Annotated in this window: 14 protein-coding genes; 9 read left to right on the top strand and 5 right to left on the bottom strand. The window is 65.2% G+C overall.

The window, feature by feature from the left end:
- Positions 1 to 70: 70 nt before the first annotated feature.
- Both GGD65_RS14020 and GGD65_RS14025 read right to left on the bottom strand, forming a co-directional pair.
- Positions 71 to 991, bottom strand: coding sequence for a PHB depolymerase family esterase (locus GGD65_RS14020; RefSeq protein ID WP_183235635.1), 921 nt, complete (start codon positions 989 to 991; stop codon positions 71 to 73).
- Positions 992 to 994: 3 nt separating this feature from the next.
- Positions 995 to 2,653, bottom strand: coding sequence for an FAD-binding dehydrogenase (locus tag GGD65_RS14025; protein WP_183235636.1), 1,659 nt, complete (start codon positions 2,651 to 2,653; stop codon positions 995 to 997).
- A gap of 279 nt (positions 2,654 to 2,932) precedes the next feature.
- Here GGD65_RS14025 and GGD65_RS14030 point away from each other — a divergent pair, with 279 nt between their 5' ends.
- From GGD65_RS14030 to GGD65_RS14050, 5 genes are all read left to right on the top strand, one after another.
- On the top strand, positions 2,933 to 3,403 hold the full coding sequence (locus tag GGD65_RS14030) for a hypothetical protein (RefSeq protein ID WP_183235637.1): 471 nt from the start codon (positions 2,933 to 2,935) through the stop codon (positions 3,401 to 3,403).
- Positions 3,404 to 3,677: 274 nt separating this feature from the next.
- Positions 3,678 to 3,872: a hypothetical protein gene (locus GGD65_RS14035; protein WP_183235638.1), complete on the top strand. Its 195-nt coding sequence runs from the start codon at positions 3,678 to 3,680 to the stop codon at positions 3,870 to 3,872.
- A 24-nt stretch (positions 3,873 to 3,896) separates the two neighbouring features.
- Positions 3,897 to 4,487, top strand: coding sequence for an SCO family protein (locus tag GGD65_RS14040; protein WP_018320819.1), 591 nt, complete (start codon positions 3,897 to 3,899; stop codon positions 4,485 to 4,487).
- 250 nt (positions 4,488 to 4,737) lie between these two features.
- The gene (locus GGD65_RS14045; RefSeq protein ID WP_092251981.1) at positions 4,738 to 5,673 is read left to right on the top strand and encodes a transporter substrate-binding domain-containing protein; all 936 of its coding nucleotides are present in this window, start codon (positions 4,738 to 4,740) and stop codon (positions 5,671 to 5,673) included.
- 183 nt (positions 5,674 to 5,856) lie between these two features.
- Positions 5,857 to 7,500, top strand: a complete 1,644-nt coding sequence (locus GGD65_RS14050) for a lysine--tRNA ligase (protein WP_018320821.1) — start codon at positions 5,857 to 5,859, stop codon at positions 7,498 to 7,500.
- Positions 7,501 to 7,611: 111 nt separating this feature from the next.
- Here GGD65_RS14050 and GGD65_RS14055 read toward each other — a convergent pair whose 3' ends face one another.
- Complete coding sequence (locus GGD65_RS14055; protein ID WP_018320822.1) at positions 7,612 to 8,364, bottom strand: carbonic anhydrase; 753 nt, start codon at positions 8,362 to 8,364, stop codon at positions 7,612 to 7,614.
- Positions 8,365 to 8,471: 107 nt separating this feature from the next.
- On the bottom strand, positions 8,472 to 9,083 hold the full coding sequence (locus GGD65_RS14060) for a TetR/AcrR family transcriptional regulator (RefSeq protein WP_179740023.1): 612 nt from the start codon (positions 9,081 to 9,083) through the stop codon (positions 8,472 to 8,474).
- Positions 9,084 to 9,182: 99 nt separating this feature from the next.
- On the opposite strand from GGD65_RS14060, the gene GGD65_RS14065 reads away from it, so the two are divergent.
- Complete coding sequence (locus GGD65_RS14065; protein WP_183235639.1) at positions 9,183 to 9,641, top strand: ester cyclase; 459 nt, start codon at positions 9,183 to 9,185, stop codon at positions 9,639 to 9,641.
- 29 nt (positions 9,642 to 9,670) lie between these two features.
- On the top strand, positions 9,671 to 10,162 hold the full coding sequence (locus tag GGD65_RS14070; RefSeq protein WP_183235640.1) for a DUF3237 domain-containing protein: 492 nt from the start codon (positions 9,671 to 9,673) through the stop codon (positions 10,160 to 10,162).
- A 51-nt stretch (positions 10,163 to 10,213) separates the two neighbouring features.
- On the opposite strand, the gene GGD65_RS14075 is transcribed toward GGD65_RS14070, so the two are convergent.
- Positions 10,214 to 10,864 (bottom strand): helix-turn-helix transcriptional regulator, encoded by a 651-nt coding sequence (locus GGD65_RS14075; protein WP_183235641.1) that lies wholly within the window; start codon positions 10,862 to 10,864, stop codon positions 10,214 to 10,216.
- 319 nt (positions 10,865 to 11,183) lie between these two features.
- Between GGD65_RS14075 and GGD65_RS14080 the strand changes: the two genes are divergently transcribed.
- Positions 11,184 to 11,528, top strand: a complete 345-nt coding sequence (locus GGD65_RS14080) for a DUF952 domain-containing protein (protein ID WP_018320827.1) — start codon at positions 11,184 to 11,186, stop codon at positions 11,526 to 11,528.
- Entirely contained in the window at positions 11,525 to 12,622 is a 1,098-nt protein-coding gene (locus GGD65_RS14085) for a quinone-dependent dihydroorotate dehydrogenase (RefSeq protein WP_018320828.1), read from the top strand. The genes GGD65_RS14080 and GGD65_RS14085 overlap by 4 nt, the downstream gene beginning before the upstream one ends.
- Positions 12,623 to 12,669: the final 47 nt, after the last annotated feature.

Here is a 12,669-nt window from a genome sequence, read left to right on the forward strand (position 1 = left end):
GGCACGCATGCGTTGCCTGCGGCGCATGCGTTGCCGGGCACGCATGCCGTCAACGCCGAGCATGTGCGCCTCATGGAAACCGACTGAAAAAAGCCCAGATCGTCTCGGCGCCATCGATGTCGCCGTTCTGCGGCCCGAGCAGGCCGGCTGCGACCCTCGGGAAGCGGGCATCCGGAGAAAATCCAGGCATGCGGTGGCCGCCATGGTTGATGCGATAGAGCACGACGTCGTGTCCCCTCGGGCAGCGCGATGAGATCCGGGTCACTGTCGATTGGTCTGCAGGCGCCTTGTCGGGCAAGTCGGTCACGCTGGCATCGTCGGTCTCACAACCATTGAGCTTGCGCCAGAACGCCAGCGTCTCCTCGGTCGACCAAAACCCGTCCGCGGCAAAATAGCTCGATCCGCGACCGCCCTCATACGGGACCAGCTGGTCGGCCGTTCCGTTCATGAGCAGCATCGGCAGAGGCCTTGACGGATGGCAAGTGACGGCGGCCTCATCGGTGAGATTCATGATCACGCTCGCACCGGCCGCAAACAGATCGGCGCGGGCGCAGACCATGGTCATCGCCATGGCGCCGCCATTGGAGACGCCCGCGACGAAGACGCGCTTTGCATCGGCCGTGCCGTCGGCCACCAGCTTCTCGACGAGCTTTGCGAGGAAGGCGACGTCGTCGGTGCCCGCGGGCGGTCCGCGCAGCGCAGGCCCCGCCTTGGTTCGCGCGTCCGCCCAGGCATTGTTGAGCCCGTCCGGAAAGACCACGGCCAGGCCCTCGCGCTTTGCGACCTGCGGCCAGGCCGTCCGCGAGATCATGTCGGCGCCGCGCTGGGTCTTGCCGTGCAGCACGATCACGAGCGGTGCCGGCTTCTTCGCGGGAAGCTGCGCGGTGTAGGACCGCTTCACGCCGTTGACGTCGATCGTCTCGGCGGATGCGACCGACGCGGCAGCCAATGCCGCGAGCAGCGCGCCGATGCGCAGCATCCACCGCCGCATGACCTACCCCACCGCTTTCGCCGCGGCCCGGCCGGCATTGCGGCCTGAGAACAGGCAGCCGCCGAGGAAGGTGCCTTCCAGCGAGCGATAACCATGCACGCCGCCGCCGCCGAAGCCGGCGGCCTCGCCGACCGCATAGAGACCGGGAATGACGGCGCCCTCGCCGCCGAACACACGCGAGTCGAGATCGGTCTCGAAGCCCCCCAGCGTCTTGCGGGTGAGGATGTTGAGCTTGACCGCGATCAGCGGCCCTTGCGCGGGATCCAGGATCCTGTGCGGGGAGGCGGTGCGGATCAGCCTGTCGCCGATATATCGGCGCGCATTGTGGATGTTCATCACCTGCGCGTCCTTGACGTAAGCGTTGGCGATCTCGCGGTCGCGCGCCTCGATCTGCATCCTGATGTGCTCGAGCTTGAGAAGGTCGCTGCCGGCAAGCTTGTTCATCTCCGCAACAAGGTCCTCGATCTTGTCGCGCACGATGAAGTCGACACCATGGCTTTTGAATGCTTCGACCGGCGCGGGGGCGCCCTTGTTGGTGGCGCGGCGCAAGGTCATGCGCCAGCTCTTGCCGGTGAGGTCGGGATTCTGCTCCGAGCCCGACAGCGCAAACTCCTTCTTGATGATGCTCTGGGTCAGGATGAACCAGGAATAATCATAGCCGGTCGACATGATGTATTTGAGCTGGCCGAGCGTGTCGGAGCCCGGGAACAGCGGCGCCGGCAGCCGCGTGCCTGTGGCGTCGAACCACATTGAGGACGGGCCGGGCAGGATGCGGATGCCGTGGCGCGGCCAGATGGGATTCCAGTTCTGGATACCCTCGACATAATGCCACATGCGGTCGCGATTGATCAGCCGCGCGCCTGATTTCTCGGTGATACCGATCATGCGGCCGTCGACATGTTCGGGCACGCCGGAGATCATGAACTTCGGGGGATCACCGAGCCGCTTCGGCCAGTTCTGTCGCACCAGCTCGTGATTGCCGCCGATGCCGCCGGACGCCACGATCACGGCCTGCGCCTTCAGCGCAAACTCGCCGACGACGTTGCGCGAGGAGCTCTTGCCGCGCTCGACGTTGTCAGGCGCGAGGACGGCGCCGCTGACGCCATCCACGGTGCCGTTGGTGATCGAGAGCGCGTCGACGCGGTGGCGGAACCTGAAGCTCAGCCGGCCGCTTTTCATTGCCTCGCGCGCACGGCGCTCGAACGGCTCTACGAGCCCGGGCCCGGTGCCCCAGGTGACGTGAAAGCGCGGCACCGAATTGCCGTGGCTCATCGCGTCATAGCCGCCGCGTTCGGCCCAGCCGACCACCGGGAAGATGCGATGGCCCATCGCCCGCAGCCAGGCGCGCTTCTCGCCGGCCGCGAATGCCACATAGGCCTCGGCCCATTGCCGCGGCCAGAAGTCCTCGTCGCGGTCGAAGCCGGCGGCCCCGATCCAGTCCTGCATGGCCAGGTCGAAGGAATCCTTGATGCCGAGCCGGCGCTGCTCCGGCGAATCGACCAGGAACAATCCGCCGAACGACCAGAACGCCTGGCCGCCGATCGACTGCTCGCCTTCCTGGTCGACCACGATCACGCGCTTGCCCGCATCCGCGATCTCGGTTGCGGCAACCAGTCCCGATAGGCCCGAGCCGATAACGATGACGTCAGCATCTTCAGCCATGTGTTTCCCCCTCCATGATTCCCCCGCCACAGGTTCCTCCCTGTAGTCGCCCGGATTGAAGCCAGCGGTTGTAACTGAGATCAAGGGTGTGGCGCATAAGACATCATTAACTTGTTCCACTTTGGGATAGAGACCCATCGGGTGCAGCGCGGACGCAACACTGGATTTGAATTTGTTTTGAGCGAGCCGGCCTGCCTAGACAAAACCGCGGTTACGACAGACGCTAGTCGCGCATCACCACCGAACACGCAGATTCGAATTCGACTGGGGCGGGGGACAATGAAGTTTCTGACGGGGTTGCTTGCGGCGGTTCTCCTGATCGCTTGCATGGGGGCTTCTCACGCGGTGGTTCGGATCGCGGATGACCGCGGTGGCCGGATCGGAACCTATGTCGACAAATACCAGGACCTGCGGCAGTCAGGTGACACCGTCATCATCGACGGCCTCTGCGCCTCGGCCTGCACCATCGTCCTCGGCGCCATCCCGCACGACCGCATCTGCGTGACCTCGCACGCGACGCTCGGCTTCCACGCCGCGTGGGATTTCGGCACCAACGGCCGAGCCGTCACCAACGCCGAAGCCACCCAGATGCTCTACGCGATGTATCCGTCGCAGGTGAAACGCTGGATTAGTCAGCGCGGCGGCCTCACCCCGCACATGCTGTTCCTGAAGGGCAAGCAGCTCCAGGCCATGTACAAGCCCTGCTACCTGGACGCGCAAGCCTCGGCCAACAAGCCGTCGTCGCGGTAGGCGCACATTCGTCCCTTCCAGCGCTGTTCTTTCGTCACGGCCGGGCTTGTCCCGGCCATCGACGTTTTTGGGCTCGGTGAAAAGCGCGTGGATGCCCGGCCCTTCGCCGCGCCGAAGCGGCTTCGGCCGCGCAGGCGGGACAAGCCCGGGCATGACGAGAATGGGACGTACTTCCGCACCCCGTGATCCCCCTCCCGGCCGCCGCGCTTGCCCGGCCACGCCCCAGCGCCTATTTGAAAGGCAGGGAACCCCGACCTTCGCCCCGATCGTTGCCATGGCTCAACCGCTGCACCCCTCGCATCCGCTACAGGACAATTCGCCCACTGCCGGCCGCACGCCGTTCGTGCTGCTGTTGGCGGGCGCGGGGCTCAGCGGATTGCTCGTGCTCGGCGCGCTGGCGCTGTGGTTCCACTACGGCCCGCAGATGTTCTTCGAAATGATCAGGACCGGTTTCGCCGCCTGCTTCTGATCCGCCACAGGAAGTTTTCCGCTCATGAGTTCCGCCGCCCGTCCGCTGGTGATTGCGACCGCCTTCGCTGCAAGCCTCGTTGTCGGCCTCCTGATCATGTTCTGGGCCATGGGCGGTGTCAGCAAGGTGGCGCAGCCGGCCGCGATCGGCGGCCCGTTCCAGCTGACCGACCAGAACGGCAAGGCCGTCACCGACAAGAGCCTGAAGGGCAAGCCGACCCTGATCTTCTTCGGCTACACCCATTGCCCAGATGTTTGCCCGACCTCGCTGTTCGAGATCTCGGAAGTGCTGCGCGCGATGGGCAAGGATGCCGACAAGGTCAATGCCGTCTTCATCTCGGTTGATCCCGAGCGCGATACGCCGGCGACCATGAAGGAGTATCTGTCGAGCTTCGATCCGCACCTCGAGGGCCTCAGCGGCGATCCCGCCGAGACCGCCAAGGTCATCACCTCCTACCGGGTTTACGCCAAGAAGGTCCCGACCAAGGACGGCGACTACACCATGGACCACACCGCGCTGATCTATCTGATGGACCGCGACGGCCGGTTCGTCTCGCCGTTCAATTTGAAGCGGACGCCGGACGAGGCGGCGGCGGATTTGAAGAAGTATCTCTGAGAAGAGCGCAGGATCGAGCGGCATTCTCGGTGCAACCTCTCCCGCTTGCGGGGGAGGTCGGCGCGCACAGCGCGCCGGGTGGGGGCTCTCTCCACATTGGGGCTCTCGCCCGCGGAGATACCCACCCCGGCCCTTCCCCGCAAGCGGGAGGGGGGGCGCACCTCGACTTGGCTGCATTCCATGCTCGCGTTCCCGTCGGGATCGTCTATAACGCCCTCCGATCCCAATGAAATTCGTTCATTTCCGGCCGATGGCTCCATCGCAACAGGCGAAATCGCCCAAATCTGCCCGTAGCTTGCTGGCGGGGCTAGCCGTCGGCGCCTGCCTGCTCATGGGCTTGCCCGACGCCCAGGCCCAGGCGCCCGCCAAGCGGCCCCCGGCGGCGCCTCAGGCCACGCCGCAGGTCGCGCCCCAGGCCGCCCCGCAGGCCGTGCCCGGGTTCTGGGACCCGCGGCGGCGACCGGAGCGGCCGGACCTGTCGCGCCTGACCGTGATCCGCTTCCTGACCGAGACCGACTATCCGCCGTTCAATTTCACCGGCGCCGACGGCAACCCGGCCGGCTTCAACGTCGATCTGGCCCGCGCGCTGTGCGAGGAGATCAAGGTCACCTGCACCGTGCAGATGCGCCGCTTCGAGACGCTGGTCGACGCGCTCTCCTCCAACCGCGGCGATGCCATCATCGCCTCGATGGCGGTCAGCCCGCAGCTGCGCGCCCGCGTCGACTTCACCGACCCCTATTACCGCGTGCCGGCGCGCTTCGCCTCGCGCAAGGACGCGGTGATGCCGGAGATCCGCCCGGAATATCTCGAGGGCAAGAAAGTCGGCGTCATCGCCGGCTCCGCGCACGAGGCCTATCTCAAGGCGATGTTCACCGACGCCGAGCTGCACCCGTATCCCAACGACGACGCGATGCGCGCCGCCCTTCGCAAGGGTGAGGTCGATTTCATATTCGGCGACGCCATCTCGCTGGCGTTCTGGATCAACGGCACCGATTCCGGCGATTGCTGCGCCTTCTCCGGCGGCCCCTTCGTCGAGAGCCGCTTCTTCGGCGAAGGCATCGGCATCGCCGTGCGCAAGGGCAACGACGTGCTGCGCCAGGCCCTGAATTGGGCCCTGTTCCGCGTCTGGGAAAAAGGCCGCTACACCGATCTGTGGCTGCGGTATTTCTCGGTGAGCCCGTTTTAGCCCTGCGCTCGCGACGAGCAAACTGCCGTTGGGTGGGCAAAGGCGCGTCAGCGCCGTGTCCCACGTCTTTGAGGTGGTGGGCACGCTTCGCTTTGCCCACCCTACGATCCCCGCGATAGTTGCTCCGCAACTTTTGCATTCTGCCCGGAAATCGCTATTTTCCGCGGCCCGGAGGCCCCCTTGATGTCCGTTATCGATCCCAACATGAGCCCGAGCGATTTGCGCGCGCTCGCCGAACAATCCAACGCCTGGCCGTTCGAACAGGCGAAGGCCATTGTCGCGCGGCTGAAGAAAAGCCCGAAGGACGAGGTGCTGTTCGAGACCGGCTACGGGCCGTCAGGCCTGCCGCATATCGGCACGTTCGGCGAGGTCGCGCGCACCTCGATGGTGCGCCATGCCTTCCGCGTGCTGACCGAGGACAAGGTCAAGACGCGCCTCCTGGCGTTCTCCGACGACATGGACGGGTTTCGCAAGGTGCCAGACAACGTCCCCAACAAGGAGATGCTAGCCGCGCATCTCGGCAAGCCGCTGACGCGGGTGCCGGATCCGTTCTCCAACGAGTACCCCTCGTTCGGTGCACACAACAACGCGCGCCTGCGCGCGTTTCTGGATCATTTCGGCTTCGACTACGAGTTCGCGAGCTCGACCGACTATTATACGTCCGGCCGCTTCGACGCGACGCTGCTCAAGATGTTGGCTGCCTACGACAAGGTGATGGCGATCATTCTGCCGACGCTGGGACCCGATCGCCGCGCGACCTATTCGCCGTTCCTGCCGATCAGCAAGACCAATGGTGTCGTGCTGCAAGTGCCGATGATCCGCCGCGACGTCGCCGCCGGCACCGTGACCTATGTCGACCCCGACACGAACCAGGAAGTGGAGACGCCCGTCACCGGCGGCAACGTCAAGTGTCAGTGGAAGGCCGACTGGGCGATGCGCTGGGTCGCGCTCGGCGTCGATTACGAGATGGCCGGCAAGGATTTGATCGATTCGGTGAAGCTCTCGGGCGCGATCGCCAGGGCGCTCGGCGGCACGCCGCCCGAAGGTTTCAACTACGAGCTCTTCCTCGACGAGCAGGGCCAGAAGATCTCGAAGTCGAAGGGCAACGGCCTCACCATCGACGAGTGGCTGCGCTACGCCTCGCCGGAATCGCTGTCGCTGTTCATGTATCGCGAGCCCAAGGCGGCCAAGCGGCTGTATTTCGACGTCATCCCGCGCAACGTCGACGATTATCAGCAGTTCATCGACGGCTTCGCCAGGCAGGATGGCAAGCAGCAGCTCGGCAATCCGGTTTGGCACATCCACAACGGCAAGCCGCCGCAGGGCGACATGCCCGTCACCTTCCAGCTCCTGCTGACGCTGGTGTCGTCGTCGAACGCGGAGAATGCCGAGACGCTGTGGGGTTTCATCGGCCGTTATCGTCCGGGCGTCTCGCCGCAGACGCATCCCAAGCTCGATGCGATGGTCGGCTACGCCATCAATTACTACCGCGACTTCGTCGCGCCGACGAAGCAGTTCCGCGTGCCCTCGGACACCGAGCGCAGCGCGCTGCAGGATTTGCGCGATGCGCTGTCACAGCTTGCGCAGGACGCATCTGCCGAGGACATCCAGAACGTCGTCTACGAGATCGGCCGCCGCGAGCCGTTCCTCGATCAGGTCAAGAAGGGCAAGGACGGCCGTCCCGGCGTCACGCTGGACTGGTTCAACATGCTCTATCAGGTCCTGCTTGGCCAGGAGAAGGGCCCGCGCTTCGGCTCCTTCGTCGCGGTGTACGGGGTGCAGAACGCGGTCAACATGATCGACGGCGCGCTGGCGCGGAGCGCGTGAGGCAAGAGGTAGCCCGGATGGAGCGAAGCGCAATCCGGGGTTCTCGCAAATTGCACGCCTGGTCCCGGATTACGCTGCGCTCCATCCGGGCTACGGACCGTTTGCTTCAGCTCAAATCGATTTCAGCACGTAGCGCCGGTTGTCCTTCTGCACCGGGCGCGCGTTCATCGGATAGAGTTTTGCGAACGCAGCGACGTCAGCGGCGGACACCTGAATCGGGGTGGTCAGCAGCAACCATTCGACCACTTCCGAACAGGGCGGGGTCGTCAGCGAGCCGGGATAGCGGAAGTAGCTCAGCTTTTGCGGCAGCATGGCGTGCGGATCGATGCTCGCATCCGCCTTCACCGCCGGGCCTTCCGCCGCCGGCATGGTCTTGACGATCTTGCCGAACGCCGGGTTCGGCCTGCCCTCGGCCATCAGCACGCCGACCACGGCGAGGCCGCCGGCTTCGTTGCGATGGACGAAATGCGCCTCCATCGGAAAATTCTTGCCGCCGATCATGTGCTCGCTCGGCCGGTGGAAGTGCACCTGGAGCAGCTTGTACTTGACGTCGCCGAGCATCAACGTGCTGCCCTCGGCGAAGTTGAGCTGGATCGTGTGTCCGTTGTTGACGATGGTGTCGGCGCTCTTGCCCCAGTTCAGCTTCAGAACCGGCAATTGCGACTTGATCGTCCCCTCGATGTCGATCGGCGATTGCTGCAGGCCGACCGCGCAGGCCTTGTTGGCCGCATCGAGATCGCCCCATTTGGCCGGTCCGCCGACGCCCTCATAGCTCCAATGCGCGCCTTCGGCTGCGAAGGCCGGCTTGCAGAGCGGACAGAGCGCAAGACCCGCGAGAGCCTTCAATGCGTGACGGCGATTCATCGTATTCCCCCAGAGATGAATTTGACTGGCAATATCGGCCGCAACCTATGCGAGAGCGGCGGTGAGTCGCAATGGCGATGCAAGAGTGACGCGAGCCGGAAGCGGATTCAGACCTTCTGGCGAAAGGTCTCCAGCACGGCCGCGACGATCTTCTGCCCGTTTCTGCGCAGCTTCCTGGAATCCTCGGCGTGGGGCAGCAGCAGTCCGATCTTGCAGATCATCGCGTCGATCATCCGGCTGAGCAGATCGACATCGTCCGCGTGCAACTCCCCATCGCGCTTCAGCGCACGCAGCGTCGCGATCAGGAGCGCGGTCGGGTAGGTCTCCTCGATCTCGCGATAGCGCGGCTCGCCGAGCACGGCCTGCGCTTCCTGGATGACGATGCGCGCGTAGTCCGGCTCTTCGCAGGCGTCGAGATAGGCGTCGATGCCGGCGCTGAGACGATCCCAGATCTTGCGCTCATTGCGCGCCGCGATCTCGATTCTGCCGGCCGCCTCGCGCTGCATGGCGACGACGACGGCGTCGAACAGCGCCTTCTTGTCCTCGAAGTGATGGTAGAACGCGCCGCGCGTGACCCGCGCCGCCCGCGAGATCGCCTCCATGCCGGCGGCCTGAAATCCGTGGGCTGCAAACGCTTCGCGGCCGGCATCGAGCAGCGCCTGCCTGGTGGCCTCGCTGTACTCTTCCCGACGACTTCTCGGAGGATCCTTCGCCCGCATCGCGCGCAACCTAATGCTTGACGCGTCGGTATCAAATCGCATATAACATACATGACGTATGTATTATACGCACAGAATGTAAAAGTTGTCGAGGTAGCCATGGACGGCAAACGCATGTTCGAGCTGGCGGAAGGGCTGGCGATCGCGAAGAGCCGGCAGGACGTCGCTGCGGCGCTGGAGGTTCTGCATCCCGACATGGTGCTGGAGACGCCGGCCTTCGGCACGAGGGCGCAGGGTCTTGCCGAAAACGAGCGCATCCTGACAAGCTTCTTCAAGTCATTCCCGGACTATCACGTCACCCTCGACGGCCACGCCAATTCCGCCGACACGCTGGTCTGCTGGGGCACCGCGCGGATGACGATGACGGGGGATCGCTTCGGGGCCGTGCCGAACGGCCGTCGCGCCGAGCTGCCGGTGTTCATCGCCTTCGCCTTTCGCGACGACAAGATCGCATATGAGCGCTTCGTCTTCGATCTCTCCGAGCTCTGCGCCCAATCCGGCGTCTCGACCGACGCGGTCAGGCGCAAGCTGTTCGGCGAAGCGACGCAGGCGGCGTAACTCCATCCACGCAACAGGAGCGTCAGACCATGGCCGATCCCCGCATCAAGCCCGTCGGTGACCTCGCGACCAGACTTCTCTTCGACATCGTTGTCGACCTCGATCCGCGCCTTAATTTCGGCGCCGGGCCGGTCGGGCAGCGCGTGCTGTTCGGGGCGGCCAAGGGCTCGTTCGAAGGCCCGCGCCTGCGCGGCGAGGTGCTGCGGGGCGGCGGCGACTGGGCCTTGTTCCGCGCCGATGGCACCATGACGCTCGATGTGCGCCTGTCGCTGCGGACGCATGATGGCGAGCTGATCTACATGACCTATGGCGGCCGCTGGGTGACGCCGCAGGCTTTGCGCGCCGAGATGGCGGATCCCGCGCAACGCACCAAGGTCGATCCCGCCGGATATTACTTCCGCACCAATCCGCTGTTCGAGACCGGCTCGCAGACCTACGCCTGGCTCAATGACATCGTCTGTGTCGGCAAGGGTTATCTCGTCGAGGGCGCCGTCGCCTACAAGGTCTTCGAGGTGCTGTGAGAGCTTCCGTGGATGCGTTGAGTGCGGTGCACGTGAGTAACCCCCTCGCCTTCACTGGCTCGCCCACATGATGCGCGCCATCCACGCCACATCACTCGCCGCCATGGTGCGCCTGGCCTGCGACGCATCGAGCGATTGAAGCTCCAGCGCCTTCGCGGTGCGGCGCCCCAGCGTCGCGACCATCACCTCGCCCGCCCTGGTTTTCACCACCACGCGATCGCCTTTGCGGATCGGCGCGCCGGGTGAGACCAGAATGAGGTCGCCATCGCGATAGGCAGGTAGCAGCGCATCGCCGGAAATCTCCAGCGCAAAGGTGTGGCTGTCCTCGGTGGGAAGCGCGATTTCGGTCCAGCCCTTGCCGGATGGAAGGCCGGCCTCATCGAAAGCGCCGCTCGCGCCGGCCAGCGCGAAGCCGAGCAGCGGTACCGAGCGGCCGTCGCCGGCGTCATCGTCGATCAGCCGCGCAAAGCTCTCGATCGAGGACTCGGCCGCGGCCAGCGCCTTTGCGATCGATTCGGTCGAGGGCCAGCGCTCGCGGCCGTTGGAGGTGACGCGCTTGGACCTGTTGAAGGTGGTGGGATCGAGCCCGGCGCGCTTCGCAAGACCGGACGGCGACAGACCGGCGCGCGCCGCCAACCGATCCAGGGCGACCCAGATCTGGTCGTGCGTCAGTATCCTCTGCGCTTTGGCCTGCCTGACCATGCAAGGTCCAGCCCGTCGCAACTCAGGAAAACTATCCTCAAATCAACCGGTTTTCCGTTTTTCGCGCAAGAGGCGGCGGGGCAGCCGCCCTCAAGCGAAATGGATACCGGCTGGCCCCAGGAAAACGCCGCAAGAAAACGCACCAAAACAGGAATTTAGAGACCCGTTCCGATTTCATCGGAGCGGAATAGGCTCTAAGCCTTGAGTTCGGAAGGGGCGGCCTTTACGGTCGCGCCCGGGTTTCGGGGACCCGCACGCGGCGAAAAAACCCAAGAAACTCAACGAGCTGACTCAAAGAGCAAACAGGGCTGCGCAAGCGGTGGTCAAGATCTACAAAATCTGTCCGGCCTCGGCCTGGCGTGAGGCGGAACGGCAGGGTGTCTACCGGGGCAGCGCGGACGATGCGCGCGACGGCTTCATCCATTTCTCCACCGCTGCCCAGGTTCCCGAGACCTTGCGCAAGCACTATGTCGGACAGCGCGCGCTGTTCCTGGTCGAGGTCGATGGCGACGCGCTCGGCAGCGAATTGCGCTGGGAGCGCTCGCGCAATGACGAGCTGTTTCCACATCTCTATGGCGAGCTCGACCTCGGCGCGGTGCTGTCGGTGATGAACCTCAACATCCGCTCGGACGGCGGCCACGACACTCCGGAGCTGCTGCCGTGATCCGCGCTTTCGACGCCTTTTCGCTGCCGGTGCTGCGCTGGCTCGATCCGGAAGACGCCCATCGCCTCGCGATCCAGGGATTGCGCTTCCTGCCGCCGGTCAAGCCGCGCGCTGACGATCCCAAGCTTGCGATGCGCGCCTTCGGGCTCAACTTTCCCAATCCGATCGGCATGGCCGCGGGCTTCGACAAGAGCGCCGAGGTGCCCGACGCGCTGCTGCGGCTCGGCTTCGGCTTCGTCGAGATCGGCTCGGTGACGCCGAGGCCGCAGAGCGGCAATCCGCGGCCGCGGCTGTTTCGTTTGGAGCGCGATGAGGCCGTCATCAACCGCATGGGTTTCAACAATGACGGCGCGGACGTTGCCTTGCGCCGGCTCGCCGCGCGCGCGCAGCATGGCGGCATCGTCGGCGTCAATGTCGGCGCCAACAAGGATTCGCCGGACCGCGTCGCCGATTACGTCAAGCTGATCGAGACCTTTGCGCCGGTCGCGAGCTATTTCACCGTCAACGTCTCCTCGCCGAACACGCCGGGCCTGCGCAATTTGCAGGAAGGCGCCCTGCTCGACGATCTCCTCGCCCGGGTGATCGACGCCCGCGAGCGTGTGCGTCAGAAGGCCGGCGACACGCCGGTGCTGCTCAAGATCGCGCCTGACCTCAGCCTCGCCCAGCTCGACGACGTCGTGCAGGTGGCGCGCTCGCGCCGGGTCGACGGCATGATCGTGTCGAACACGACGATCGCGCGGCCGAGCACGCTGCGCGAGGAGATGCGCGCCAAGGAGCAAGGCGGTCTGTCGGGCCGGCCGCTGTTCCGCCTGTCGACGCGGATGGTCGCGGAGACCTATGTGCGCGTCGAGGGCGCATTCCCGCTGATCGGCGTCGGCGGCGTCGATTCAGGCGGTGCCGCGCTGACCAAGATCCGTGCCGGCGCGAGCCTGATCCAGCTCTATTCGTCGCTGATCTACAAGGGCCTCGGCCTCGTCGACGAGATCAAGCGCGACCTCACCTCGACGCTGCTCCGCACCGGCCGGGATTCCCTGTCCGAGATCGTTGGCGCGGACGCCGCGACGCTGACCGCGGAAGACTGGCCGGGGATGTAAGGCGGTCTCGCGCCCCGGACGCAGTCATCGTCCGGGCTACGGTTCTT

Source organism: Bradyrhizobium sp. CIR18, assembly GCF_014198295.1.
Lineage (GTDB): Bacteria > Pseudomonadota > Alphaproteobacteria > Rhizobiales > Xanthobacteraceae > Bradyrhizobium.